The organism is Pseudomonas sp. AF03-9 (assembly GCF_020515815.1).
Classification (GTDB): Bacteria; Pseudomonadota; Gammaproteobacteria; order Pseudomonadales; family Pseudomonadaceae; genus Aquipseudomonas.
Map to the genome: position 1 here is coordinate 190,430 of NZ_JAHPJF010000011.1, position 24,211 is coordinate 214,640.

Annotated in this window: 42 protein-coding genes; 23 read left to right on the top strand and 19 right to left on the bottom strand. The window is 56.4% G+C overall.

Annotated elements, in window-relative coordinates:
• Window positions 1-600 (bottom strand): hypothetical protein, encoded by a 600-nt coding sequence (locus LIY36_RS14830; RefSeq protein WP_226456116.1) that lies wholly within the window; start codon window positions 598-600, stop codon window positions 1-3.
• An 87-nt stretch (window positions 601-687) separates the two neighbouring features.
• Here LIY36_RS14830 and LIY36_RS14835 point away from each other — a divergent pair, with 87 nt between their 5' ends.
• On the top strand, window positions 688-900 hold the full coding sequence (locus tag LIY36_RS14835; RefSeq protein ID WP_078048333.1) for a hypothetical protein: 213 nt from the start codon (window positions 688-690) through the stop codon (window positions 898-900).
• A gap of 31 nt (window positions 901-931) precedes the next feature.
• Here LIY36_RS14835 and LIY36_RS14840 read toward each other — a convergent pair whose 3' ends face one another.
• The 13 genes from LIY36_RS14840 to LIY36_RS14900 all read right to left on the bottom strand — a co-directional run bounded on the left by LIY36_RS14840 (window position 932) and on the right by LIY36_RS14900 (window position 8,409).
• Window positions 932-1,360, bottom strand: a complete 429-nt coding sequence (locus tag LIY36_RS14840) for a hypothetical protein (protein ID WP_226456117.1) — start codon at window positions 1,358-1,360, stop codon at window positions 932-934.
• A gap of 49 nt (window positions 1,361-1,409) precedes the next feature.
• Window positions 1,410-1,610 (bottom strand): hypothetical protein, encoded by a 201-nt coding sequence (locus LIY36_RS14845; RefSeq protein WP_226456118.1) that lies wholly within the window; start codon window positions 1,608-1,610, stop codon window positions 1,410-1,412.
• Between the two features lie 49 nt (window positions 1,611-1,659).
• On the bottom strand, window positions 1,660-2,004 hold the full coding sequence (locus LIY36_RS14850; RefSeq protein WP_226456119.1) for a hypothetical protein: 345 nt from the start codon (window positions 2,002-2,004) through the stop codon (window positions 1,660-1,662).
• On the bottom strand, window positions 2,001-2,339 hold the full coding sequence (locus LIY36_RS14855; RefSeq protein ID WP_010211438.1) for a hypothetical protein: 339 nt from the start codon (window positions 2,337-2,339) through the stop codon (window positions 2,001-2,003). The genes LIY36_RS14850 and LIY36_RS14855 overlap by 4 nt, the downstream gene beginning before the upstream one ends.
• 150 nt (window positions 2,340-2,489) lie before the next feature.
• Complete coding sequence (locus tag LIY36_RS14860; protein ID WP_226456120.1) at window positions 2,490-3,116, bottom strand: hypothetical protein; 627 nt, start codon at window positions 3,114-3,116, stop codon at window positions 2,490-2,492.
• A gap of 126 nt (window positions 3,117-3,242) precedes the next feature.
• Entirely contained in the window at window positions 3,243-3,788 is a 546-nt protein-coding gene (locus LIY36_RS14865) for a hypothetical protein (protein WP_226456121.1), read from the bottom strand.
• The gene (locus LIY36_RS14870; RefSeq protein WP_226456122.1) at window positions 3,785-4,360 is read right to left on the bottom strand and encodes a recombination protein NinG; all 576 of its coding nucleotides are present in this window, start codon (window positions 4,358-4,360) and stop codon (window positions 3,785-3,787) included. The genes LIY36_RS14865 and LIY36_RS14870 overlap by 4 nt, the downstream gene beginning before the upstream one ends.
• A complete protein-coding gene (locus LIY36_RS14875; protein WP_226456123.1) occupies window positions 4,357-4,827 on the bottom strand; it encodes a hypothetical protein in 471 nt (156 codons plus the stop codon). The genes LIY36_RS14870 and LIY36_RS14875 overlap by 4 nt, the downstream gene beginning before the upstream one ends.
• Window positions 4,824-5,621 carry a hypothetical protein gene (locus LIY36_RS14880; protein WP_226456124.1) on the bottom strand — a complete coding sequence of 266 codons (798 nt, stop codon included), beginning with the start codon at window positions 5,619-5,621 and terminating at the stop codon, window positions 4,824-4,826. Before LIY36_RS14880 ends, LIY36_RS14875 begins: the two co-directional genes overlap by 4 nt.
• Window positions 5,608-6,585, bottom strand: coding sequence for a phage replication protein (locus LIY36_RS14885; RefSeq protein WP_226456125.1), 978 nt, complete (start codon window positions 6,583-6,585; stop codon window positions 5,608-5,610). The genes LIY36_RS14880 and LIY36_RS14885 overlap by 14 nt, the downstream gene beginning before the upstream one ends.
• 1 nt (window position 6,586) lies before the next feature.
• Window positions 6,587-7,438: a BRO-N domain-containing protein gene (locus LIY36_RS14890; protein ID WP_226456126.1), complete on the bottom strand. Its 852-nt coding sequence runs from the start codon at window positions 7,436-7,438 to the stop codon at window positions 6,587-6,589.
• Window positions 7,439-7,507: 69 nt separating this feature from the next.
• Window positions 7,508-8,122 (bottom strand): hypothetical protein, encoded by a 615-nt coding sequence (locus LIY36_RS14895; RefSeq protein ID WP_226456127.1) that lies wholly within the window; start codon window positions 8,120-8,122, stop codon window positions 7,508-7,510.
• A gap of 50 nt (window positions 8,123-8,172) precedes the next feature.
• Window positions 8,173-8,409, bottom strand: a complete 237-nt coding sequence (locus tag LIY36_RS14900; RefSeq protein ID WP_017479602.1) for a hypothetical protein — start codon at window positions 8,407-8,409, stop codon at window positions 8,173-8,175.
• Between the two features lie 112 nt (window positions 8,410-8,521).
• Here LIY36_RS14900 and LIY36_RS14905 point away from each other — a divergent pair, with 112 nt between their 5' ends.
• The 8 genes from LIY36_RS14905 to LIY36_RS14940 all read left to right on the top strand — a co-directional run bounded on the left by LIY36_RS14905 (window position 8,522) and on the right by LIY36_RS14940 (window position 12,682).
• Window positions 8,522-9,358: a S24 family peptidase gene (locus LIY36_RS14905; RefSeq protein WP_226456186.1), complete on the top strand. Its 837-nt coding sequence runs from the start codon at window positions 8,522-8,524 to the stop codon at window positions 9,356-9,358.
• 4 nt (window positions 9,359-9,362) lie between these two features.
• Complete coding sequence (locus tag LIY36_RS14910) at window positions 9,363-9,608, top strand: hypothetical protein (protein ID WP_226456128.1); 246 nt, start codon at window positions 9,363-9,365, stop codon at window positions 9,606-9,608.
• Window positions 9,605-9,823: a hypothetical protein gene (locus LIY36_RS14915; RefSeq protein ID WP_226456129.1), complete on the top strand. Its 219-nt coding sequence runs from the start codon at window positions 9,605-9,607 to the stop codon at window positions 9,821-9,823. Before LIY36_RS14910 ends, LIY36_RS14915 begins: the two co-directional genes overlap by 4 nt.
• Window positions 9,824-9,991: 168 nt before the next feature.
• Window positions 9,992-10,933, top strand: coding sequence for a hypothetical protein (locus LIY36_RS14920; RefSeq protein ID WP_060550193.1), 942 nt, complete (start codon window positions 9,992-9,994; stop codon window positions 10,931-10,933).
• A gap of 101 nt (window positions 10,934-11,034) precedes the next feature.
• Window positions 11,035-11,379: a hypothetical protein gene (locus LIY36_RS14925; RefSeq protein WP_176992363.1), complete on the top strand. Its 345-nt coding sequence runs from the start codon at window positions 11,035-11,037 to the stop codon at window positions 11,377-11,379.
• Window positions 11,380-11,546: 167 nt separating this feature from the next.
• Window positions 11,547-11,855 carry a DUF2388 domain-containing protein gene (locus LIY36_RS14930; RefSeq protein WP_329959610.1) on the top strand — a complete coding sequence of 103 codons (309 nt, stop codon included), beginning with the start codon at window positions 11,547-11,549 and terminating at the stop codon, window positions 11,853-11,855.
• 198 nt (window positions 11,856-12,053) lie between these two features.
• Entirely contained in the window at window positions 12,054-12,266 is a 213-nt protein-coding gene (locus tag LIY36_RS14935) for a superinfection immunity protein (protein WP_226456187.1), read from the top strand.
• A 92-nt stretch (window positions 12,267-12,358) separates the two neighbouring features.
• Window positions 12,359-12,682, top strand: coding sequence for a hypothetical protein (locus LIY36_RS14940; RefSeq protein ID WP_226456131.1), 324 nt, complete (start codon window positions 12,359-12,361; stop codon window positions 12,680-12,682).
• Window positions 12,683-12,722: 40 nt separating this feature from the next.
• Here LIY36_RS14940 and LIY36_RS14945 read toward each other — a convergent pair whose 3' ends face one another.
• The gene (locus tag LIY36_RS14945) at window positions 12,723-13,034 is read right to left on the bottom strand and encodes a DUF1654 domain-containing protein (protein WP_122753994.1); all 312 of its coding nucleotides are present in this window, start codon (window positions 13,032-13,034) and stop codon (window positions 12,723-12,725) included.
• A 518-nt stretch (window positions 13,035-13,552) separates the two neighbouring features.
• Between LIY36_RS14945 and LIY36_RS14950 the strand changes: the two genes are divergently transcribed.
• From LIY36_RS14950 to LIY36_RS14995, 10 genes are all read left to right on the top strand, one after another.
• The gene (locus LIY36_RS14950; RefSeq protein WP_226456132.1) at window positions 13,553-13,807 is read left to right on the top strand and encodes a hypothetical protein; all 255 of its coding nucleotides are present in this window, start codon (window positions 13,553-13,555) and stop codon (window positions 13,805-13,807) included.
• Between the two features lie 63 nt (window positions 13,808-13,870).
• Window positions 13,871-14,050: a hypothetical protein gene (locus tag LIY36_RS14955; RefSeq protein ID WP_226456133.1), complete on the top strand. Its 180-nt coding sequence runs from the start codon at window positions 13,871-13,873 to the stop codon at window positions 14,048-14,050.
• A 389-nt stretch (window positions 14,051-14,439) separates the two neighbouring features.
• Window positions 14,440-14,685: a hypothetical protein gene (locus LIY36_RS14960; RefSeq protein ID WP_226456134.1), complete on the top strand. Its 246-nt coding sequence runs from the start codon at window positions 14,440-14,442 to the stop codon at window positions 14,683-14,685.
• A 62-nt stretch (window positions 14,686-14,747) separates the two neighbouring features.
• Window positions 14,748-15,935: a hypothetical protein gene (locus LIY36_RS14965; RefSeq protein WP_226456135.1), complete on the top strand. Its 1,188-nt coding sequence runs from the start codon at window positions 14,748-14,750 to the stop codon at window positions 15,933-15,935.
• Window positions 15,936-15,985: 50 nt separating this feature from the next.
• The gene (locus tag LIY36_RS14970) at window positions 15,986-16,480 is read left to right on the top strand and encodes a hypothetical protein (RefSeq protein WP_226456136.1); all 495 of its coding nucleotides are present in this window, start codon (window positions 15,986-15,988) and stop codon (window positions 16,478-16,480) included.
• Window positions 16,477-16,617, top strand: coding sequence for a hypothetical protein (locus LIY36_RS14975; protein WP_198832548.1), 141 nt, complete (start codon window positions 16,477-16,479; stop codon window positions 16,615-16,617). The genes LIY36_RS14970 and LIY36_RS14975 overlap by 4 nt, the downstream gene beginning before the upstream one ends.
• Before the next feature lie 10 nt (window positions 16,618-16,627).
• Window positions 16,628-17,494 carry an ATP-binding protein gene (locus LIY36_RS14980; RefSeq protein ID WP_226456137.1) on the top strand — a complete coding sequence of 289 codons (867 nt, stop codon included), beginning with the start codon at window positions 16,628-16,630 and terminating at the stop codon, window positions 17,492-17,494.
• Window positions 17,491-18,162, top strand: a complete 672-nt coding sequence (locus tag LIY36_RS14985) for a 3'-5' exonuclease (RefSeq protein WP_226456138.1) — start codon at window positions 17,491-17,493, stop codon at window positions 18,160-18,162. The genes LIY36_RS14980 and LIY36_RS14985 overlap by 4 nt, the downstream gene beginning before the upstream one ends.
• A 9-nt stretch (window positions 18,163-18,171) precedes the next feature.
• Complete coding sequence (locus tag LIY36_RS14990) at window positions 18,172-18,768, top strand: hypothetical protein (RefSeq protein ID WP_226456139.1); 597 nt, start codon at window positions 18,172-18,174, stop codon at window positions 18,766-18,768.
• A 69-nt stretch (window positions 18,769-18,837) separates the two neighbouring features.
• Entirely contained in the window at window positions 18,838-19,167 is a 330-nt protein-coding gene (locus LIY36_RS14995; RefSeq protein WP_226456140.1) for a hypothetical protein, read from the top strand.
• 41 nt (window positions 19,168-19,208) lie between these two features.
• On the opposite strand, the gene LIY36_RS15000 is transcribed toward LIY36_RS14995, so the two are convergent.
• Window positions 19,209-19,868, bottom strand: a complete 660-nt coding sequence (locus LIY36_RS15000; protein WP_226456141.1) for a hypothetical protein — start codon at window positions 19,866-19,868, stop codon at window positions 19,209-19,211.
• A gap of 410 nt (window positions 19,869-20,278) precedes the next feature.
• Window positions 20,279-20,464, bottom strand: a complete 186-nt coding sequence (locus LIY36_RS15005) for a hypothetical protein (protein ID WP_078825168.1) — start codon at window positions 20,462-20,464, stop codon at window positions 20,279-20,281.
• 93 nt (window positions 20,465-20,557) lie between these two features.
• Between LIY36_RS15005 and LIY36_RS15010 the strand changes: the two genes are divergently transcribed.
• Window positions 20,558-21,427 carry a hypothetical protein gene (locus tag LIY36_RS15010; RefSeq protein ID WP_226456142.1) on the top strand — a complete coding sequence of 290 codons (870 nt, stop codon included), beginning with the start codon at window positions 20,558-20,560 and terminating at the stop codon, window positions 21,425-21,427.
• Here the strand turns inward: LIY36_RS15010 and LIY36_RS15015 are convergent, their stop codons facing one another.
• On the bottom strand, window positions 21,428-22,132 hold the full coding sequence (locus tag LIY36_RS15015) for an SLATT domain-containing protein (protein ID WP_226456143.1): 705 nt from the start codon (window positions 22,130-22,132) through the stop codon (window positions 21,428-21,430). It lies immediately after the preceding gene.
• 169 nt (window positions 22,133-22,301) lie between these two features.
• The gene (locus LIY36_RS15020; protein ID WP_226456144.1) at window positions 22,302-22,532 is read right to left on the bottom strand and encodes a hypothetical protein; all 231 of its coding nucleotides are present in this window, start codon (window positions 22,530-22,532) and stop codon (window positions 22,302-22,304) included.
• 229 nt (window positions 22,533-22,761) lie between these two features.
• Between LIY36_RS15020 and LIY36_RS15025 the strand changes: the two genes are divergently transcribed.
• From LIY36_RS15025 to LIY36_RS15035, 3 genes are read left to right on the top strand one after another with little or no spacing between them, the layout of a single operon-like run.
• Window positions 22,762-23,436, top strand: a complete 675-nt coding sequence (locus LIY36_RS15025; protein ID WP_226456145.1) for a hypothetical protein — start codon at window positions 22,762-22,764, stop codon at window positions 23,434-23,436.
• A gap of 46 nt (window positions 23,437-23,482) precedes the next feature.
• Window positions 23,483-23,812, top strand: coding sequence for a hypothetical protein (locus tag LIY36_RS15030; protein WP_226456146.1), 330 nt, complete (start codon window positions 23,483-23,485; stop codon window positions 23,810-23,812).
• Entirely contained in the window at window positions 23,809-24,186 is a 378-nt protein-coding gene (locus tag LIY36_RS15035; protein ID WP_226456147.1) for an ASCH domain-containing protein, read from the top strand. The genes LIY36_RS15030 and LIY36_RS15035 overlap by 4 nt, the downstream gene beginning before the upstream one ends.
• Window positions 24,187-24,211 lie beyond the last annotated feature (25 nt).

Here is a 24,211-nt window from a genome sequence, read left to right on the forward strand (position 1 = left end):
TCAGGCGTCCTGTGATAATTCGTCCATCATCTTCGAGATCTCGTCGGCGTCGTCCGTCTTTTCCTTCTCGTCCAGGCTGAATGCCTGACGCTCCAGAACTTGCAGGTTCTTCATTGCAGAGGAAAGTTGAAACAGGGTTTTGGAATTGCTGGGTAGCGCCACGGCGGCGAGCATCGAAGCCCGGCGCATTCCGTTGCTGTCTTCCGAGGTTTCATCCTCGATCGCGTCTTCGATCTCTTCGCGGCGCTGAATGGTATTGAGCAGGTCATCCATCAGCAGGTTCGCAAGGTTCGTGGCCTTGCGAATGTCTCGGCGATGGCTGCGAACCACCCTGGCCCCTTCTTCTGCGGCCTCTTCGATGATCTCGGCGTCAAGTTCGCAGTTCGCGCCTTGGTCGTTGCGAACCTCTCCGCGAACCAGCTTGCTGCGAACCTCTTTGCGCACTTGGTCAGAAAGGTCTCTCGCCCATCCTTGAACCTTGGCTTTCTTCCGGATTGCCGTGTCGCTCACGCCTTGGCGCTCAGCGATAGTCCTGATGGAAAGCGAACCGGCCCGGTAGGCGCGTTCGATTGCCTCCCAGTCGGGTTGCTTGGTTGTCATAAATTGTCTCAGGTAGACCTAAAGGCGGGATTGAAATAGTGGCGCGTTGCCGGTATTGGTGGCATTCAATTCAATGGAGATCGAGTCATGACGGAAGGCATCAAAAATATCGGCAATATTTCATCGCACACATACCGCAGCCAATCAGCTGAATCGCAAAGAGCGATGGCGGTAGCTGCCGCCTTGGATCTCATCGCACTGAATGTGAGCGGGGCTCACAGTGGCGGCCTCTTGGAGTCCGAACTCAAAAGCCTTGGCGATTACGCAGACAAGATCCAAGAGGCATTAAAATCTAAGTGATTCATCCGTGCCGCATTCACCTGCGGCACATCTAAATTAGATAGGTGGCAAAAACCTTCGTTGCCACATAGCAAGCAAACGACATGAATAGAGTCGTATTGCGCGCCCTATAAAAAATCAATGTTCGGTGCGAGCTCCTTTTAAGAGCAGTCTGGTACCGGTCAAAACGCTCTTCGGTTTTGACCTTGCCGGTCTCCAAATCCGCCAGGTATTGAGAGTTGAATTTCACCATCTCAATCACCGCTTCGATTCGCTTAAAGCCAAAAAAGGCTGCTGCCGCCATCACGACCAGGGTCCACAGGTACATCGTTTCAATGTTGTGACCCAAGGGACCAAAAGGAATCGTCTGAGCCATATAAGCGCAAGCAGCTAAAGTGGCACCCAAGACAAATCGGTCAAACCCCATCGATTCAGTGCTAGCCGATTGATGAAGCAGCACACTGCGCATATCCGTGCTCATTTTCGCTCCTTGAGATAGTCATTCATCTCATGATAACCCTCTTCAATGCTCATCCAGCACCCTGAGTAACCATCTGATGCGTCTGCGCGTGGGCGTGCCCGTGGAGCAACCCAACGATTAGACCTTGGGGCAGTCCTGCTTTCTTGGCAGCGTCCACTGCATCAGCTACGGCCTTGTCGAGACTGGTTAGCGCAGCATTGATGTCCTGGCTCATCGGCAGCGCGTGGCGCAGTCGGGTGACGCTGCTCATCTGCAAAACCTCGCGCCACGATCTGGCGCATTCGAAAACGTGGTGCGGATTACTTGGATCGACGCTCGATGCCGCCCGGCGCCTTGTCACAGTGCAGAGAGTGCTCGCAGTTCAGCGTCCGGCACAGCCAGACCTTTACCCGCTGCCAGTACGTAACCATGAAGATGTGCCGGACACCGGCGAGAGCCAAGGCGACGTGCAGCGTCAGGCCCGCGGTGGTCGGGCCGAAGAAGATGTTCTGGCTGCGCACCGACACGACGAAACCGGTGATGGCGATTGTGGTGTAAATCAGCTTCCCGAGGATGCCGTCCCTAACCTTCCCGCTCAATACGCACCAGGCTGCCCACAGCGCGACAAGGCCGCAGGCGATGGAGTTGATCAGTTCAAGATTCATGGTGGATTGCCTCCCCCGAACCGCTGGCGAATAAGCGCCCAGAGGTCAGCGGCTTTGATGGCTCGATTGATCGCTGCCAGGAGCGAACCGCCGAACGTGCCCAGGAGAAAACCAATCCCGGCGACGATCTTTGGCTCTGTGACATTCAGGTAGGCGCTGACCATGCTCGTCAGGTACAGCGAGCAGGCCACCCCGGTGATCAAGAACACCATCCAGGCTCGCCAGTCCGACAAGTCATCCTTGTGCCACCAACTCGCAACAACAGCTCCAATAAGGCCCGCAATCAACAATTCAAACCTGTCGATCTTGTCGAGCAGGCGCTGTAAATACTCCATGCGCTCGACTCCGTGGGGCATGTTTGAAATAGGTCAGCCCCGGCGGCACTCCCTGCTCAGTGCGAAGGGTGTGGCGAGGCCGAAAACGAAAAAGCCCCGGCGAATGCCGAGGCTTGAATGTGTATCCCGCTGTAGAAAAAGGACGCCTGACTACTCAACCTCCGTCAGGCGGGGCAATGTACGCTTTATGACCTCTTTTTTGGTTTCCTTCCATGCTTGATGCAAGTCATGAAAGTCTTCATCAACACCCCAGCGATGACCAAAGGACGGGAGGTCAAAACTTTTCCTCAATTTGCATGCCAACAAGTGGGCCTCGTAACCAAAGTAACCGACCACTTCAGCCTTATGATTGTGTACCTCGGTCGGATCGAAAGAGGACTCATAAATCCAATATAGATGCTCACTTGCCAAGGCTTTTTCAGTGGACAGCCATGCTAGATCACTTGCATGCTCAGCATCTAAATGCTTCAGCGTGTCCTCGGTGACCTCTAAATCAGGATATGAACATCTTGGCCAGTTTTGGTAGTGAGTGTGCGGATCCATTGGACCGGTTACTTCGTGATAGTCCCGAACGTTTTGCCGAGATTGAATAACATAGAGGTCCAGCCTCGCAATGACCCCTATTGCAGCAAATTTTGCGTCTCTCACCCTGTCTCGACGCTTAAAGAGCCAGTCTTTGAACCAGCCGATCGCAGAGGCGACCACACCACTTGCCAAGACAATTTTTAGAATGTCTCCCCAGCCGAGAACGGTAGCCCCTACCTGAACCGATTCCATCACCTAATTCCTTATAAAACAAAGCCCGACTCAGTGGCCGGGCTCTCGGTATCAATCCCTAATGCGCAAGATCGACAGGATGGATAAATATTCTCTCACTTTCTCACTCAGCGCAATGGCTTTTTGCTACGCCGCGCAACTTTCGATAAGTCCCTCTGCGTCGAGGAGTTCCTGAGCGGCAGTGAGCGCCTCGTTCACCTGGTCATCCAGTGTCTTGCGAATCGTCGAGCGCCACCGGTACCGAGTCGATTCCGGCTTGCCGTCGTTATCCCAATTTGTGATGTCGTACCAGGCGGCGGGCAGCAACGCGGCGGAACGCTTGCCCTCGGCGCCGGCCACTTGTGGAATCGCCCAAGTCAGAACCGCACATTCACGGAACCGTTTCGGTGCAGGAGTACGCACCGAGTTGAGCAGTTCCAGGATGGCGCCGTGCTTGCGCTCCTGGTGCGTCGAGTACTTCGCTACAAGTGCTCGCCAGTGCGCCGGGGTCAACGCCTTGTGTAGCCGACCGAACACCCAGCAGTCCTGGAGAAACGCCGCCTCCTTGCCGACGATCCCCCCCTTCTGCTTGGCGCACTGCACCTTTGGCTCGAAGTCGCAGCCGCCGGCGGAACTGATGGTCTCGGCCGCGAGCGCACGAACTACTGCTGAAACAACGTTGCGATAGGTCATGCTGCAGCCCTCTTGAGTTCACGGGTTTTGGCTCGGTAGTCGGCCTTGATGGCCTGCAACTGCTCGATGGTATGGCGCTGGGGATCATGAGGTCCTTCCAGCCAATCCACTTTTTCGGCACCGATGCGCCTCACCAGCTCCAGCCGGTAATTCACAATGTCGCCCGACTTGTGGTTGTTGCACGGCGCGCACTGGCGCCACACGTTCAGCGGCTCGAAGCGAAGCTCTGGGTTGCCACCGACAGTGCGGTAGTGCCCGGCGTGCCATTGGCCGTTGTGGTGCCGGCCGCAACTTACGCACGGCAGGCCGATATCCCGCTCGCGGATCCAGGCGTTGAATGCGGCCTGTGCCTCCTTCATGTGCTGGGCACGCGGCTTGATCTTCACTTTCGCGGCGCGCAGTTCCTTGCGGCCGATCTCGGCCAGCGACTTGCGCGCCTTCGCCTGGTTCACTTCCTTGATGGCCAGACCGCACTTCGGGCTACATACGGCCTGGCCGAACCGCTGCGGCGGGAAGCTGATGCCGCATGCCGGGTTCTTGCACTTCTTAGGTTTGGGTTGCCTGGCGATCATGCAGCCTCCTTGCTGAGTAGATCAGTGAAAACCACACCTTGGCCTGTGAAGTAGGTGGCGATGCGGTCGGTGTAATTGATGCCTTGAGCGCGATTGAACAGGCTGGTCACCGGGAAGCCATCAGGGCCGAACAAATGACACTCCCCCATCATGGCCAGCTTCGTTTCATAGGGCAGATGGCGCATGACCCGGTACCACTCGGCCTGAAAGCCGGCATCCTCGTTCAACAGGATCTGCACGCCGAAGTGCAGCTTGCAGTAGCGCCGGGCGTCAGCCGCGTCACCGATCTGGGTCATTTCGGCGATGCGCTTGTACATCCCGAACCACAGCCGGTTCTGGTCGAGCGTGCGGTCCTTGCCCGGGCGCAGGGTTACCACGACAAACTTCTTGTCTTTGTACATGGCGCTGATTTTGGTGATGACTTCGGAGAGCTTGGCCTGGCAGTTGACGCTGATCTTGTCGGTCATTGCGCTGCCCTCTTCTCTTCCAGTTCCCGGGCTTGCTTTATCAGCAGCGCCCGGCGATCCGCCAACTCATTGGCCGCTTCAATCCGCATTTCGGTTTTTCGTTCGGCGCTGGCCTTGCGCATCTCCAGCATAGAGTTTTTGACCAGTTCCAATTTCTGGCGCAGCACTGGTGCAGGCTGGGTGACGGCGCCGGTGAGCAAACCGGCAATGGCGCGGCCATCCTCGGTAACTGGAACAATGCTCAGGTCAGCCAAGTACTTCTGGCCGTGCTCTTGGGGAATGCGTTTCAGCTCCAACGCCTTGGTGACGGCCTGGATTCGCCGGTTGGAGTCGAAGCCTACGGATACATGCCAGTTGACCGGCTTCGCGTCCTCGCGCGCCTGGCTCACGAACCGCTGGTAGGCGTCGATAAACGCCATGCGCGCGCCGATTTTGTCCCCGCCATCCAAGATGGGTTTCGCAGCGGCCAGGGCCAGCTGGATTTCGTCGGTCAGCACCACGGTTTCAAATTCGTCGTTGGTGGTCATGGCGATAGCCCAGGCCTCATCCTTGCCGGGACGGCCGTCGGAGGACTGGACGCGCTGCAGGATGTCAGCCATTGCCAGCTTGCCCTTCACTTCGAAGCGGCAGGCCTTCAGCGCGGCTTTGACGACCGGCACCGGGTAGGCGCAAAGGTCTTCGGCCATCATTGCGGCAGTGCCTGGGTTCATTTCCTGGCCCATGGCCTCGGCGGTGGCACAGATGGCGGCGGCCAGCCCGGCAACCTGCTGGTCGTTCATTTCAGAGGTATTCATTGCGGTCACCTGCTTGGCGTTTGGCCAGAACCATCTGGACGGCCTGCTCGGCTGCGGAGTGGTTCGCCTCGGTCCGCTCCATCTGGCGGGCGGTTGTCCCGTTGATGCGCTGCCCGGTCACCCACTGGGTGTGGTAACTCTCGGCGTTGGCCAGCAGTTCGTTGAGGCTGTGGCACTTGCGCAGAACGGCGGCATCGCTGGTTTTCAGGAAGTGAGCGGCGACGTGGTGGGCGACATCGGCGCCGAGGCGGTCAACCAGTTGGCCGAGTTGGCCGCCGACCTTGGCATTCCACACCGGCCAGGCGCCGTAGCGTTTGCGGTAAGCCATGGCGTAGTTCGCCCAGACCTTGAAGGTTTTGCAGGTCTGATCTTTTGGGCCCGGCATGTCGGCGGGGATCTCGACCCGCGGGGTATCGGTACGATCAACCACCAGCACCAAGCCGCGGGACTGAGCCGGCTTGCCGGTGGCGTCCTGCAAGTCCTGACTGGTGTCCTGATTGGTACCCTGATGATTGGTATCCTGATTTGTCGGAGATTTATCCGACCCTTGCCCGGATTTTTTTCCGACCTTGCTCGGAGATTTATCCGAGGTAGATCGGATTTTTTTCCGACCCTTATTGTTTGGTGGGGTCGGATATTTTTCCGACCCGTCGAGCTTCTGGTTCCACTCGATCGCTTTCTCTGTGAGGCGAAAAAGCGTGATGTTCGAAGTGCTGGAAAGCTCAATCAAACCGGCCTCTTCCAGGGCCTTCAGCATGCGGTAAGCGGTGTCCGGCTTATCGGTGAGCAGCGGCAGCTCCTCGATGATCTTGGCCTTGCTCAGCGCGAAGAAGATCCCGTCATCAGTCTTGATTGGCTTGGTCCAGCTCGGGCAGCCGTAGACGAAGGCGAACAGCAGGGCTTGCTGAGAATTCAGCCCCCACTCCAGCGCCTTCACTTGGTTAATCGTGACGGTGTATTGCATGTCAGGCCTTCCCGACCTTAGCGGCCAATTCAAGGAAGCGATCCACGTACCAATGAGGTTGCGTCTCGCGGGGGCATTGAGGGCTGGTGAGGTTCTTGCCGTAGGCCTGACCCTTCTCGGTCACGGACCAGAAATCCACCATTTCCTGCTTGGAGTTTTTGCGCTGGAGCAGAGTCAGGAAGCCGTGAGCCTTGAGTGCAAGGTTGAAGGCGCGGGCCGTGCTGGCGATGGCGTGATCTTTGATCAGGGCGGTGATTGCCTTGGTCGGCATCGAAGAGCCGCCAGCGGCGTCAGGGGCGGCATCAACGGCGTAGCCTGGGAGGAACTTGGCGTCCAGTCCGTTGCTGGCGGCGATCTTGGCCAGCATCATCATCTTGCTGGAGTTCGCGGGCTTCAGCAGACGGTCGAAGCATTCCAAGATGGCCAGCTCACCGACGATTTTGGAGTTGTTCGGGCCCTGGGCAGAAAAGGTGCCGGTCTTGCGAATGCTCGGCAGGACCTGACCCACCACCCACTCTTCAAACTTCTCGGCGGCCGGCAACTTGGACTTCATCACCAGCCGGTACAGATCGCGCTCAGGAATGATGGTCATGAAACCACCACCCTGTTTCGGGGTAGTGGTCGCAGCCTTGCAGTGACGGGCCACGGCGTTCTCAGGCTTGGAGTAGCCGAGGGCGTCGGCGACGTCGCGCGCGACAAACCACGGATCGCCAAGCTTGTCGGTAATGACCCGGATTGCGGCGCCGTCGAAGTCGAACGGAATCACTGAGGAATTGCGCGCCACGTTTTCAGATTGCGAAAAACGTGGCGCGAGATTGTTGGGGCTATTGATCGATTCGGTGTGTTGGTGCATGATTCGCTCCAGTTGTTTACCGCTGTAGAAAAAGCCGACCTCGTACGTCGGCTTTTTTGTGTCTGTAATTCAGGCGATGGATTTCAGTGCAGGCTTGCCGTTGATCAGTGCCTCAGCCTTGCGGCGCAATTCCCCCGCCTTCGCTTCAACCTGACGGCACTGCTTGGCGAACGCTGGCAAGTGCGGCAGGTCCTGCTCGCACATCACCTGGTCGTCAAACACTTCGCTGCCGGTGTCGATCACATCGCCGAGCGCACGGATGAGCGCGCCGAAGCTTTTGTTCGCGCATTGGTCGCTGGTCATCTGGCGGGCGCCGGTCAGGCCGTGGCGGCTCGCCAGTTCGTTTACGCAGTGATCACGGAATTCAGGCTCAAGGGCGTTTACCCACGACTCTTCCAGCCACGAAGGCATTTCCTGATCGCCGTTCAGCCAGCGCTGTACACGCTTGAGCCAGCGGCCGGTTGCTTTCACGAACTCATTCACGTCGCCGGTCAGCTCCACAGATTTGAAGTCCGGGACGTCTTTCTTCTTGGCGCGATCAGGAATCGACAGGTGCAGTTCGCGGCTCAAAGCCTGAGCGAAGTCGTCCTGGCTCAAGCTGGTGCGCGCGATCTGGTTTTGAGCATGGGCGACCAGCACCTGATCACGGGTTTGTACGGTGTGTCTGGAACTGGACGTTTGCATGGGGACTGCTCTCTTCTAATCTGGCTTCAATGGAACGGCGGACAGGGATGTCAGGCGGCGCCGCGTAGGACTTTGTGCGCTAGATCGAGAAGATCAGGGCGTAAGCCTGCGATGGTGATCTCACCACCGGACGCGTCTTGAAGGCGTTCAGCCAGGTCTGCCGATGCCTTTCGGTGACCGCCTGCTAGCTGCCACAGGTGCCCTACCGTTGTCTTAGCAGCGGCAGCCACTGACTGGCGCCGTTCGTTTGAAGCGCTGGCGAGCCAGTCACGCAGATGGTCATTCATGGGATCTCTCCTTAAACATAGGAGAAATTTAGCTTATGGCTAATATATCAGCAAGGAATATTTAGCTTTGAGCACATTTAGCATTGAGCTAAACGCTGGCATTCTTGCCCGCATGGATATTTATGCGATTCGCAAGCAGAAACTGATCAGCCTCATAGGAACCCAGCGGAAAGGCGCGTGCGCCGAGCGCTGGGGGATGGCTCCTGCGCACCTGAGTCAGATTTTGTCGGACAAGACTGCGAAGAATTTGGGAGACGACGTAGCGCGGAGAATTGAGGCGATCGAGAAGCTGCCCAGAGGTTGGTTCGATTCCATATCTCTGGGCGAGTCGATGACTCTGGGCGACGATCAGATATCGGGCGACGAACCAGGTGAGGCTTCAGCGCAGACCGCAGCGGACCAGATAAAGCAGATGCTTTCGAGGGTCAAAGGATTAACTAGCACCGCTCGTGACCGGATCATCGCGGCGGCTGACGAGACAAGCAACGTCATTACCGTCGACTTCTCACGCCCCGGCCAGGTCGGCGACGAGGTCTGGATTGCGCATTACGACGTGCGCGCAGCGATGGGCGGCGGGCAGATCCCGCACGAATACCCGGAAATGCTCCAGGACATCAGAGTCAGCCCCAAGCATCTACGCGATCTGGGCGTCACGTTCAAAGAGCACTTCCACCTCAAGATGATCACAGGGTGGGGTCAGTCGATGGCGCCGACGATCAAGGATCGCGACCCGCTCCTCGTGGACATCACAATCCGGGAGTTCACCGGCGACGGCATCTACCTCTTCTCGCACGACGACATGCTGTACGTGAAGCGCTTGCAGAAGAAAGGCAAGGATCGCTTCAAGATGATTTCGGACAACAAGCACCACGACCCCGAGGACATCCGTGTCGACGACACCCATATCCTGGCTCGGGTGCTTTACGTGTGGAACGGACAACCGGTATGACTCCATGGCCCTGACCAAACCCAACCAGCAGCTGCGCCGCGACCTGAAAGATGCTGCGGCCCTGCTCAAGTGGTCGGGCGTCGACCTGTTCGGAGTCGCCAAGCGGCTTCTCGCTGCCGGCGATGAAATTAGCGCAGATGAGCTAATGATGATCGCGCTGAGCTACCAGGCGATGGAGGACAAGCTTGCGGGTTATGCGGATGAGGTAAAAGCGGGTCAGATAAGCCGGGATGCGGAACAGCGTAAATGACTGCATGGCGAGAGCAGAGCTTCTGGAGCAAGGTTGGGGTAATTGCTTGCCTGGCGTTGCTTATGATGATCCCCGGCTACTCCGACGCAGCTGGTCTTAGCTGGAGCTCATCCGGTCGTAAGCGAGTGTTCAGCCCTGGCTTCGTTGTGCTCTGCGCCATCGTGGCTGTGGTTGAGCTGATAGCGCTGAACCACTTCTACGGCGCGGGCGGATGAGGTGAAGACGCGGAAGATAAATCGAAGCAAGCCCTCGTAGGCGCGTGGCTTGGAGTGGCGGGAAGTTATAGCTGTATTGCACTAGACATTCGCTTGATACAAGCACAACTCTGGACAAAGCCATGATGGGCAACTCCGGCCAATGGAAAACAATGAGAAGGGATCGTCATGTCTGATTTTGTGCTTCTAGTCGAGCATTCTGTAAAATATACGAACAAGCAGCCGCTAGCGGTAAAGGATGTAATAGACTCACTTTCTGCCCTAGAAAAGGTATCGGTTTACTTTCTTCCTGAGGCGCTTTCAGAGCTAACCGGTGCGGGTGTGATGTCAGCAGAATTGCTGATTGAGGGCTTCCAGCACGGATCGTTTATTGAGGACACGCTTATCAAGCTGGTCTTCAAGAACAAGGAAGAGATGGACAAGTTCTTGGACAGGGTTCGTGAGGGCGGAAAGAATGTGTACAGAAATTTACCCGGCAACGGAAGCCCGGTCTTGAAAGGCGCGGTAGCCGTGACATGTGTAGTTGGCGCACTAGTCGCTGCTGGTGCTGGCTGGGCTATCATCAACAAAGCGCCTCCATCCCCCTCCCCTGTATCCCTAAATATCACCGACAGCACTTTCGTCGTTATAGGCGCGGAATCGTATTCCATGTCGCCTGAAAAATTCGCGGAAGTCATCGAGAAAGTCGGTTCCACCGACAAGAAGAAGCTCGCTCAGGCGGCGGTGAAAATTATTGCGCCCGCCAAAAAAGAGGAAGGCGCTACGGTCGTGATGGGTCAGGAAGACAGCCTTTCTATCCCGGTCGAAACTGTTGAACAAACACCAGACGCCATTGATTTTGAGCCATTTGAGATCGATGAGCCTCACCCCGACGCAGACGTAGAAATTCGGGCGACTGACCTGGACTCTTCGAGCAAGGGTTGGGCCGCCATAATTCGCGGCCTTGTGGATCGAAGAGTTAAGCTGGTTTTGGAAGACGGGGTTGACCCTCAGAGCCTGGCTGGAAAATTTAAAGTCCGCGCTGACGTTATAGTAAAATTCCGCATGTCTGCTAAAACAAAAAAGATGGAGCCAGTATCTATTACGATTCAAAGAATGATCGAAGACTAGAATTTTGTTGAATCACCCAAAATCCCGGCCCTGCGCCAGGCTTCTTGTATCTATGCCCTGAGCTGATAAAATCTGTGCCCCTCTCGAATGGACTCGTTTTCATGCGCCTATCCTCGATGCCGCTGGCCTTATGCGCCATCTTCACCTGCATCTCCTTAACCGCCCAAGCCGATACCAAAAAAGAAAGAGACATCCATTGCGCGGCCTACTACGAAGTGCTTTCAGTAGCTGGTGACCAGCCAGACATAAGCCGCAGTCAGTCCTCAAGAGCCTCCTATGTACTATTGGTGCATGCCGGCTATACCCCGGAGGCTCAGGAAGAAGTAGCGCAAAAAATGGTGGAATTGCACAAAGAGACACCAGGGCGGATGACGCCAGCTAGCACTGCCAAGCTGCGTGAAAAATACGATGCCGAATGCAAAGTCCTTCTGAAGGCCGCCTTGTGAAGATCCTGGTGCTTGTGAGAGCTGCTACCCTGGCGGTAGCAGCATAAACAGCCATCAATGAGCCCGGCCAAGCGCCGGGCTTCTTGTTTCTGCCAAGCGCCCTACTCTGCTATCGTGACGCCCTCAGATCGCAACGGAAGCATCGAAGAATGTACCCATGGAAGACCTTGGCGATCGCCCTCACGGTGTTGAGCAGCGCTGACGCTATAGCGTTTGAAGTCAAGAATCCCGTCGAAAGAACACTAACCGTCACCACCATGGTCCCAACGATGATCCTCGGCGGAACCACAGCATTCACAGTCTACGGCCCCTCAATGATGATAAAGGCGAAAGACGACGCCCTTGCGTTCATCGGCTCCGATGGCGAGATTCGCGGCGCTCAGTTTGAGCAAGCAGTTCACTTTTATCGCACGACATACAGCCCTCCCCTGATGACGGACCAGCAACTCGCCCTGGCAATTGCGACTACGTTCTGAAGTCGGCGCTGGATGCCCCCCAGCGCCACACTAGATCAGATGAACAGCCACTACCCAAAGAAAACGCAGCGTGGTACCAATTGGCCATCGCCAAGTTTTCACGGAGAAGCTGCGATGAGGGTATTTGGATTAGCAATGCTCGCCCCGACTTGCCTGATCAGCTATTTCATCAGCAACGGCGACAACTCAGTCGCGATAATGGCTAGCATCGTGTTCTGCGTTAGCGCCACGGCCATTTACCTATTCCCTTCAATCTGCGTCGCACTGGTACAACCAATTCCCCCTCGCCGGATATTTATCATCAATCTGCTAACAGGGTGGACATTGATCGGCTGGTGCGTTGCCTACTACTTAGCGTTGTGCGATCCACAAAGCCAGCAAGTCGAGGACGAGTCCCGCGAGCAGTTGTAGACTCGGAAGAACTCGCTAACGCACAGCCGAGCCTCAATGGTGGCTGTACGCCACGAATGCTAAAGTACTGACTCAATTATGGGAGGGATCCAATGAAAGCAATGATCGCAGCCGTTCTTATCTCGACGGTTACGGCCTCATCTGCCATTGCGGCAAACAAAGCATACGACTGCCCTCAAATGGATAAGATGGCCGAATCTGTGATGAAGGCCCGCCAAAATGGCGTTCCCATGGCAAAAATGTACGAAGCGTCCGTGACCGATAACAGCTATACGTCCAGAGTCTTCAAAATGCTTATTGATGGTGCGTACAAAGAGAGCGCCTACTCATCTCCCAAGTACAAAGAAAAGGCAATCGTGGATTTCAGAGATACAATCTTCCAGGCCTGCCTTCAGCAACAGGAGCAAAAAGGCTAAGGATCGCAAAGCCCGCCAAGCGCGGGCTTTTTCATACCCGTCAGAAAGGCGCCAACTCCTCTTCCTGCTCAAACTCAAGCTCTCCCCTCCCCGCCACCTCGACTTCCTGCTGCTCCCACCTCACCGTTACGCTGCCGTCGTCATTGAGCGTCAACTCAAGCTCGTCTGTTTCAGCGATCACGCCCAACACTTCTTCCCACTCCCGATCTCCATCCGTGTCCAGGCGATGAATCGTCACCCAGCGCTGCGCCTGCGCCACCGGATGATTGATCATCGATGAGACGCGCAACCCCAGCCGCTCAATGCCGCTCATTTCCTGTCGTGCTGCCGGTGCCGCCTGCTTCTTCGCCATGAAATTCCCTCCCATAAAATGCTGTATATCCATACAGCTTAAGGAAAATCATAGCTCACTGCTAAGCGCCTCGTAAAGCGCATATAGAACCCATCTCCCCGCAGGGAGTCGCAGCAATCCATCGTATTAATTTCGCCAAACGCTAAATATTTAGCTTGGAGCTATTGACGATATTTTAGCTTGAGGCTAAATTGACTCCATCGCAGCATCACACAGCCACTGCGAAGGGCCTCCGCCCGCCGCTCTTTGGTTTCACCCCTTGCCGGATCACCACCGGCCCAGATTCAAAGGCAGCGATGAACCGGCCTAAACGGTTCAGAGGGTTGGCAACTGACCCGGGCGTGCAGCGTAAAGCGCCAAGAACAGTTATCCAGCGGGAGAACAAGCCGAAAGGCCCGCGGCTGGAAGAACATTTGATTCAAGCCGGTGACCGACGCCAGTAGCGGGTCACGGCGGAAAGCATCACTGAGCAGCCTTCTCGCGAGGGCTGCTTGGGATGACAACCGGGAGTAAGTGAAATGCCGAAGTACATGCTCGACTACATCCGGCTCTGCCGGGAGTGCAGCCTGGATCTGCGAACGATCGGCAACATGATCAACATCGTGATTCCAGCTCTGCAGCTTGAGGCAGTCGGACTGCGCAGCGCGGTCAGCGAATTTGCCGGGGAATTCCCTGAGCTTGAGCAGGACGCCGAACTGCTGGAATCAGCTATACGGGCCGGAATCCAGCGCTGCGCGCCTCAGCCGGGCCAGCAAGACCTGTTCGCAGCATGACGGACCTTTTCACTGATGCCCATCCAGAGCGGTGGGCATTGGGAAAACAACCGGAGCAAGACGATGACACGCAACGATTACGAAGAAATTGAAGCATATGCAACGGTAGCGATGATGGGGCTACTGTCCGCAGGTGGGGCTGGATCACCCCCGCAGGTTGCTCGCGATGCATTTGAAATTGCTGAGGAAATGCAAAAAGAACGCATAAAGCGCTTGGGAGACAAGCCCCCTTACGACTGCTGAACCATCCTCCTGCGCACTCACAGAGTGCGCAGCGGGATGCGGACGAAACCGCGGCCTATAACCGCCCACCTGCATCACCGCAACAAGCAGATGAATGCCCAGGCTGATGGGCAAGTGTAAGACCTGAGGGGTCGCGGGAATCGTGGCCGGTAGAGTGAGTAAGCGCCCAGATGGCCACGGCGAGTCCAAGAATAAGCGGCTGAAACCTTCGCCCCGGTGAAACTCCGGTGTCACTAAGGCCGCTAATAGCCATGCCGGGATCAGCTCCGGCCATCTGCCACCCCCTTCCCCACCTCTATTGCGTCAGCACTCCTCCCCCGCGCCCATCGGCAACCAGCGGGAGGAGTGAGTGTTGACGAATACAGGTGAACCAACGAATGGAGTTGACCATGAATCAAAGTCAGCACGCTTACTGCGATGTAGCGCTCGCAATGAATCAGCGCCGCAATATGGCCTTGGCGCTTTGCCTCGGCCTGGTCGGCTCCAGTGCACCCAAGACCTCGCCGCTTTATCGCGTCATCCCGGCAGGCAATGAGTTCTTCCACGTCGTAGATTCCACCACCGGCAAGGTGAAAGGGTTTCGCCGCGACCACAACGAAGCCTGCGCCCTCGCCCGCAAACTCGAAAGCAAGTAACTACCCCTTCCCTACCCATATCCGAACCAAGGCGCCCCGCAAGGATGGCGCGGGAGACAGTCATGTCTAAAAAAATCGTCGCCTTCCGCAACAAGGGTGTTATTGACCCGAAAAGCATCACCACCTTTGGCGTGTCCTCCAAGGAAGGTGAAGGAGCCATCGGGTTCTTCGGCACCGGCTTGAAGTACGCAATCTCCATCATCCTGCGCCAGGGAGGCTCGATCACCATCTACGCCGGCATGGACAAGATGGAATTCGGAACTCGCCAGGAAAAGATCCGCGTCGACGAATTCACTTTCGTAACCATGAACGGCCAAGCGCTGGGGTTCACAACTGAGGTCGGCAAGACTTGGGAAACCTGGCAGGCCTTCCGAGAGGTTTACTGCAACACGCTGGATGAGCAAGGCGAGTGCTTTGTGACCGATGAAGAGCCTGAACCAGCAGAAGATGAAACACTGATCATTGTGCGCGGCAAGGACTTCTACGATTCGTGGGTAAACCGTGACGCCATCATTCTTGGCTCGGAGCCACTGCACACGCTTCCCGGCCTGGATGTCCATGCTGGCACCTCTGAATATGTTTTTTATCGCGGCATACGGGCGTTGAAGCTCTCGGCGCCGTCGATGTACACCTACAACATCAGTTCTGGCCTTGAGCTGACTGAAGATCGCACGATCAAGCACTCGTTTTACGCAGATCACTACATCCGTCAGGGATTGAGCCAACTGACTGATAAGTACGCAATTTCACGCGTTGTTGTACCAGCAGATGGTTTTTACGAGCGGTCGATCGACTTCTCCAACACGACGCCAAGCGAAGAATTTTCGACGGTCGTTCGTGTGCTGGCCAAATCATTCACCAAGGACTTAAACCACACCGCCGTCACCGCATGCCGGGGCAACCTGCTCGACTCGCTGGCAAATGTCGAGCATATGCCTCTGACCAGCGTTGACCAGGTGCGAATGGATCGCGCCATCGCATTCTGTAAAGGCATCGGCTTCTCGGTTGATGAATATCCCATCGTCGTTACCGAATTCCTGGGTGAAGGCGTACTTGGTCGCGCCCACAACGACCACATCTTCATCAGCAAACGCACGCTGATGATGGGCACCAAGATGCTTTGCGGGACGCTGATCGAAGAGTTCATTCACCTGCGCCACAAGCTGCGTGATGAAACCTACGAAATGCAGAACTTCCTGTTCGATGCCCTGGTTTCGATGGGCGAGCAACTTACCGGCGAGCCCTTGTAACTCACCCTCACATCGCACAACGCGGCATTCAACACCGCGCCGGAGGCTCTATGTCTCAAGAAAATGAACAGACCCGTTCGGTTGCTGATTTGCGAACCATCGCCCACGCCGCGCCAACGGCCAAGATTGAGCGCGAAGAGCTGGCGGTTGCTCAACAGCATGCTGAGCGAGAGCGAATCGCCAAGCTGGGCGGCTCGGCGGAACTGGTGCTGGACTTGGAAGCAAGGCTTGCGGCTGCTGTCGATGACCGCAAGCGCGCCCAGGTCGAGGCGAACTATGCCAAGAAGAAGCTGGAGCAGGTTTTCGAGTCGGTCAGCACGGCTGTAGGGAGGGATGTTCGCCAGCTCAGCATTGTGCACCTTGGCATGGCCCTGACAGACAGCAAGTCGAAGCTTGTCACGCTGGCAGGTTACATCGACCGGGCGCGGACACTGGATGACCTAGTAGTTCTCAAGCGCGTAGCCAGCAACCTCGGCGTGATCCAGCCACAAACCATGGCCCAGGCAGCCCAGTTGATGGGGCTGAGCCACAGGAGGGCTGTATGAGCCCGGCAATGGCCGCCCAGTTCGACTGGATGACGGTCGGAGCCTTCTCGCCTGATCGGTTCACCGGCGAGCAGCGCAAAGAGTACGAAGAAGCCGCTCGCCGCATCCAGCGGCAGTGGGACAACCAACCAAACTGAGGAAACTCAAATGTTCAAGAAAGCCGAACGCAAGCAGGCCAAGCTACGGCTGGCACTTGCCGGGCCGTCTGGATCAGGCAAAACCTACTCCGCCCTTCTTCTGGCCCAGGGGCTGGGTGGCCGCATCGCGGTTCTCGACACCGAACACGGGAGCGCCTCGCTATACGCTGATCTTGTTGACTTCGACGCGATGGAGCTGCACGCCCCCTACTCTCCCGAGCGCTACATCGAAGTCATCGCCGCTGCTGAGCAGGCCGGGTACGAAACCCTCGTCATCGATAGCTACTCGCACGAGTGGACGGGCTCAGGCGGCTGCCTTGAGATCAACGAATCCGTTGCCCACCAGAAGTTCCGGGGCAACACCTGGGCAGCCTGGAACGAGACCACGCCGCGCCACCGGAAGCTGACGGACAAGATCCTCACCAGCTCAATGCACATCATCTGCACCATGCGCAGCAAGACGGAGACGGTTCAGGGCGAGGGTAAGAAAATCCTCAAGCTGGGCATGAAGTCCGAGCAGCGCGACGGCACCGACTACGAATTCACCGTGGTGCTGGACCTAACCCACGACGGTCACACGGCCACCGCCAGCAAGGACCGAACGAAGCTGTTCGACCAACCTGAGCTGATCAGCGCAGATACCGGTGTGCGCCTGCTGACCTGGCTGAACTCTGGTCTGAACCCAGAAGAAAGGGCCAAGGAGCTGCTGGTGGATGCTTTGGCTGACATCGCTTCAGCTAAGGACATGCCCTCCCTTCAATCCGCGTTCAATGCGGCCAAGGCGATTGCCGTCGGCTTTGACGACCTGGTTCAACAGGTCGTGTCAGCCAAAGACAAACGCAAAAACGAACTCTCCTCACAAAGGCAATCGGCATGACCGCATACATCTTCGACAGCGAAACAACTGGCCTCAACGATCCACACCTAATCGAGGCAGCATGGCTCCAATTGGAAAGCATCAGCAGCCTCGCGGTTACAGCTGACTTCCTCCAGCGCTACAAGCCTGGCAAGCCGATCGAGTTGAGTGCTCTGGCAACCTGCCACATCCTCGACGAAGAGCTTGCTGGCTTTCACCCGCACACCGACTTCAACCTGCCGATCGATGTTGAGTATTTGATCGGTCACAACGTGGATTACGACTGGCGCGTCATTGGCGAGCCGGACGTAAAGCGCATCTGCACGCGGGCGCTGAGTTCCAAACTCTGGCCGGACGCCGACAGCCACACCCAGTCCGCAATGATCTACCTGCACTACCGTGCCGAAGCGACAGGCCTGCTCCGCAACGCCCACGCAGCTCTGGATGACGTGAAGAATTGCAGGCTGCTGCTGGTAAAGATCCTCGATCAACTCGCTGCCGAGCGTGGCCGGCAGGTCAGCGACTGGGAAGAGCTGTGGCAGATCTCAGAGGATGCGCGAATCCCCACGATTATCGGATTCGGCAAACACAAAGGTGCCGCCTTTGCGGATCTGCCTAGCGACTACAGGCGCTGGCTCCTGAATCAGCCGGACCTTGACCCATTTGTTCGGAAGGCGCTAATGCGCTGAGGGTGAATCATGATCAGCAACAACCTCAGCCTGGTCGAGGCTCTACGGCCAAAATCCAATGAGCTTGCCGACCAGGTCGCGGAATTTGTAGCGGCAGGCGGCCAGATCGTAGAAGCCGAACCGTACCACTACAAACCAAAGCCCATCACCTACAGCACTCAAATGCCGACGGCACCGAAGCCATTTGTTCGGCGCCGCGTTGAGCCCGTAGCGCCGCCACCGCCTACCCCGCTGGAGCGCCAGGAAGAACAGCGGCGACAGCGAGTAGCAAAGGTCATGGAACTGGCGCCAACCCACACGCAAAAAGAAGTCGCCCTGGCAACAGGCATTGGCAGGCGAACCCTGTTGAGCATGTCCAAGGAATTCAATTTCAGCTTCAAGCGTGTGCACTGCCTACCCAACTCCAGCCCCGAGCAAAGGGCAGCAATTGCCAAGCACGAACTGATCTTGGCTGAACGAATTAAGGCCTACAAAGAGCTTGGTATCAGTCGGCGCCAGTGCTGCGGGAGGCTTGCGATTTCAAACAAGACCTTGGAGCGGCTGCTGGCAAAGTTCAGCATCGACTACCCGAAGGCACGACGCGGCAGCACCTCATGCGCCGCATAGCCCGCACCCAGCAACGCAAACGTCAAACCTGGCTCGCACTGCCGGCCAGCGGAATAGAAGAGGTAGGCCATGGCAGCAGTACCGCAGAAAGAACGCTCGGCCAAGTCTGCCAGGAAGCGTGTGGCACTTGCCGAAGAGGAATTGAGGCTCAGGGTTCGCCCCGGCACCCGCCAGGCACTGGCCGACCTGATGGAGTGGTCAGGCATTACTGAGCAAGGTGAGGCGATGACGCTGATGATTCATCACCTTCACGCCATGGGCGCCACCAGGTGCCAGCCACTACTCAATCCACCGCGCCACGTTTTCGAACCTTCGGAAAAGGTGGCGCGGGAATTTCGCAATAAAAGCCTTCTCGCCATCCAGAAAGACCCGGGCGACGAGATCATCGAACCCGCATAACCAAATCTACTCGCCGCATCCGGTAAGTACAGGCAGCTTAGTCACGCGATCTTTCGGCAGAACTCTGTAAGTCCTGGAACAGCGAATGAGCCAGGGCTTACAAACTGACCATGCGGCCCCGGCCAGAAAAACCTAAATTCTTGTTGGTCCTCATATCGATCTGGCGGCTTCACAAATGCTGGTCGGCCGGGCGCCTGCTGAGTGCCTGTGAAATGTCTTTGCTTATAAACAATCGGCCCGAACTGGCCTATTCCCGTTTGCCATCTTTTTAGGAGTTCAGAGTTCAATAGCAGGAAGAACGCTTCTGGATTGAAAATCTCGACACAGTGTTTTCCAAAGTCGTCAGTTAGCTTCTCTTTAGTGAATCCCAGGGTCATGCAAAGGACGTACCCATCCGTCGAACGCACAGCACCACAATTAATGATCGTATTGTTTTTGCACGTCTCATCCATCTCAATGCCGGACATCGCCGCGACGTAGGCAAAGTCAGGATTGCTTATATCTCCCGTGATAGGCCTTCCGGAATTGTATGTCTGCATACCCTCCCCGACATCACGCTGCTGATCGTTTTCGTGTTTCCGGCACGTGTCGAGGGTGCTTAGATAAATCTTTCCAGAAACGAACTGATCTACGTGATCAGGATCGTTCATGTACCTATAAAGCTTATCCGGCCAAGCTATCGAGCCATTGTTAAAAGCCATACCCGCTCCTTAATCCGGCTCCATGCCGGTAACCCGTAATACCCCATATCAATCTCGGACGCAGATATTTTTAGATTCTAGCTTGAGCGAACTATGAAAACTGCCGCTATCGCAATCACAGCGACGACTCCAAACACCATCCGTGCGAGCCAAGGAGCTGTTAGCCAGACGCCGGTAACCCCGGCAATCTGCCCAATGTTTTTTTCGCTGAAATAGCGGCCAGATGGCGGCTCGCGAAAAGGATTTCCGCAGTGGGGGCAGGAGTAGGCTTTATCAGAGATTTTTGCAGAGCATTCAGGGCAGTCAATTAGGCTCATGATTTTTTGTCCGTTTTAATTAATGGCTGCAAACCAATATGAAGACTTCATTTTCTGATTTTGGTTCTGCGGGAAATCATATGAGCCCACTCATTAACGAATCACGCCAGCCGGCTCAGTAGCAGGCAGGCCGGCGAGGTCACGCCACTTCGCCAGGTCAGCGATCAACTTAAGGCCTGGGCGCACCTCAGCTTCGAGCGCTTCATCAGGAAGGCTCAGCAGGCGGACAACCTCAGCGCCGATCAGGCGTATCGCTTCCACATCGGTTTTCGTGCTCATCGCAGTCACCGTCAGGTTTTTGCTGAGTGCAAATCATCAACCCAATTTACGAATCACGCCAGCCGGCGAGGCAGACGGCTGTCTGGAGCAATTATGAACCCCTTCCTGATAACGGGCCCGGCCCAGATCGGCGTCTCCGGAGGCCGAACCAGCGGGCAGATGCTACGTAAGATCCTCGACGCCCACGGCGGAAAGCTCCCTACTGATGTTCACGCCTTTTTCCAGAATACCGGCAAGGAGAGCGAAAAAACGTTGGTGTTCATTGATCAGATCGACAAACGATGGAACGTCGGCATCGTCTGGATGGAGTGGTGCCGAGTATACGGCCAGCCTGACGATGCACCGTGGTACAAGCTGGTGAATTTCGAGACGGCCAGCCGTAACGGTGAGCCCTTCACGATGATGCTCGAGTACTACGCGGCATACCGAAAAGACGTGAAGAACCTTCCGCCGGTGTTGCCGAACTTCTCGAACAACATGTGCACGGCGTACCTGAAGGTGAAAATTGGCGAAAAGCACATGCGCGCCCTGGGCCACGACGAATGGGATTGCGTAGTCGGTATCCGCTACGACGAGCCGAAGCGCTACCACCGCATGATGGCTGCCAATGACCGCGGCGGCACCCGTTGGGACAACGTCTGCCCTTCCTACACCGCCGGCATAACGAAGGAAGACGTCGCCGAGTTCTGGGCCGACCAACCGTTCGACCTCGGCATGAACTCCGACTTCGGCAACTGCGACCTGTGCTGGAAGAAGAGCGAAGGCAAGCTGATCAAGACCATTATGGATGATCCATCACGGGTTATCTGGTGGTCAGGTACCGAAGAGCGCTTTGGCCAGGTGTTCCGGCAAGATCGCGCTGATTACAAGACCATGGGCTGGTCCGCCGAGCAACGATCCCGGCAAACCGACTTCAACTTTGAATATCTCGCAGAGGATATCGACTGTTTCTGTGGAGACTGACTACGCTTCTGCGATCCGAAATGCTTTGGGCAAAAGTGTCGTAACTCCAAGCATGTCAGTAACGAACATGACTTCCATCGCCATAAGTATCAAGGGCATAAGGTATGGATAAAAAGAGTACCAATAAGTCGCCGTCAAAAATCTAAGACGCGGAATGCCGGTTAAAAAATAGTCATTGCGCATATCAAGCCATGTGCGCCTGTAATCGACGCGAGCGTGATTCTCCACATCAGTTGTGATGCGCGAATATTCCCTTTCGAGCCGCTCTAGCTCAGCGGGGTCATTCCCCTCCGCGGTGCCCTTAAAACGATTCATCTCCCTAATCAGCTCCTTGAGTCGATTTCCGCACTCCGTTAAGAGCTCTGATCGCAGTTCGTACTTTGCAGTACCGATGACAACCGAAAATACCAATACGGCTACAGCCAAGAAGATTTGCATCATGTTTAGAACAGATGGTGCTACGGAAAGCGTGACCTGAGAGTTTTGAATGAGCGGAATGAGGATCAGGCCAAGCGATAAGACAGTAGTAGTAAAAAAAGAAAACCGTGCATAGTTCTTGAGCCTGTCAGCTGCAGCGAAGCGACATTTCACCGTAGTTCGCATGCTCATGTGTAGCTTATCAAACGCAGTTGACGCAGCTTTTTCCCTCGGCCCCAAAGACCAAAGCCAAGTCCAGCCATCCTTCAACAATTTCCAATCCGACACGGCAGCAAGCTCCTAATCCTGGGTGCGTGCTGAGCATACGAAATCCCCAACCTGAAAGCGACATGCAAACCTGCCAATGGATGCCCCCAGGCCCACGCTAACAGGCGATCGGCGACAGCAAGGCCGTCACCGTGGTTCGCTGAATCGGCCGGCGCCTGCTACAGCAGCTTTAAGCTCGCTCAGCAATCATCCTGGCTCCAACCTCACGCCCAGCAACCTGCGCCAGACCACGGTCAACATAGGTTTGGTCACCAGCAACAACCGGCACCACCACCTCACCACCGCGCTTCACCTCGACGTTGATACGCCAGGTCTCCCGGCCTTCCTCGTCCTTGTCGCACTCCATGTAGTTCCAAACCTGAAAGCCTTCGATCTCATCGTAAATATCGTGCTTTGTCATGGTCCAGCCCATTTAGAGGAAGGGGCCATCGTAGCTCAAAGCCAGCCGGTACGGATGATCGCGGCGACAAGGCGAAGGATGGCAGTTATCAGGTTGATCCACTCGGTCAGTCGTTTCATGTGTTGGGTTCCTAAAAACCAAGAAATCCGAAATGACTTCTTTGGTTATAGGTGCCCCATTAATTAAACAGTCACTCCACCGCCAGGGCATGGCCCGGCAAGGACTTCCCATGCCTACAGAAAGCAATGCGATCTCTTTCCATCGCGAAGATCGATACAACGTCATCAAATACACCGATTTAGACAAGCTTTCGCACGCCGAGAGGCGCGCCGTAAGCGGATTCCTGCGGAGAATTCATGAGTCGGTGTTGAGGGAGGGTGCTCCTGCTCGCTCGTTCCTGGTTATTGAAAGCGACTGGCCCGAGTACGAACCCGCCTGGCAGATGATCGAGCGCCGAATGACCGGGCAACCGGAAGTGTCAGCCGCCGAAGAACTAGACGCCGTGCTGCACTGGCGCGGCAAGCATGCAGTGGCGATCAAAGAGCGTGACGCCCTGCAACAGCGCCTGACCGCAGCGGATGAGCGCATTGATCAGTTGACCAAGCCACAGGGCGTGCAGGTGACCTGCATGCCAGTTGAGCGCTGCTACGACGTCCGGGCGAAGATGATCATCGCCTTCAACGAAGCCAAAAAGGCCGGCGGTGATTTGGATGACGCGCTCGACGCCGCATACAAGTCAGCCCTCCGCTATTCGCCTAACCCACTGAGCGCCGAGCAGCTCGCGCCGGCATCGGTTGCTCTGCCTGTCGATCCTGAGCGCGAGCGCCTGATGGAAATCGTTCAGCAATACCCAAACGTCGACCCGCTCAAGTACGACGCCGCAGTTCGAACACTCCGCAAGTAACCCCTCCCCCTTCAAAGTCAGCCGCTATAGCGGCAAGGACGAAGTCATGCCTGAAGAAATCAAATTGATCCAGCCAGCCCCAGTCGTTCGCGACGAAAATGGCATGTTTGCTCACCCGGATATGCCCGACTTCGACGAGGGCGACGGTGATAAGTGCAAGGCCTGGGTTGCCGAGCAGGCGCTGGAAGTGACCATGGTCAGCCTCGAATACCACAGCGACGAAGCGGTATCTGAGCGCTATTTCGAAGCTGGCGACCCGGATTGCAGTTACTGGGAGCCGGATCGACCTGATGGCGAAGGCTGGTTCTGCCAGGCCATCCACTACACCGACGACGGTCCGGTCTGCTGGTGGGCTCGCCGGGAGGTTGCGTCGTGAAGGCCCTGTCAATTCGCCAGCCCTGGGCCTGGCTGATCATACACGGCGGCAAGGACATCGAGAACCGCAGCTGGCACACGAAGTACCGTGGCCGGTTCCTGGTGCATGCAGCCCAGGGCATGACGCGGGAAGAGTACGTTTTCGCCAGAGCCTACGCGGCCGCTGAAGGGGTCAACATCCCTGACCGCGAACAGTTGGAGCGCGGCGGAATCATCGGGACGGTCGAGCTGGTTGATAGCTTCGATACCAGCAGCTCGCCCTGGTACATGGGGCAGAAGGGCTTCCTTCTGCGCGATCCAAAGCCGCTGCCGTTCACTCCGCTCAAGGGACGGCTCAACTTCTTCGAGGTACCTGATGAACTGGTGACGCCATGATCGCCACCCTCTGGTTCGCCTACGT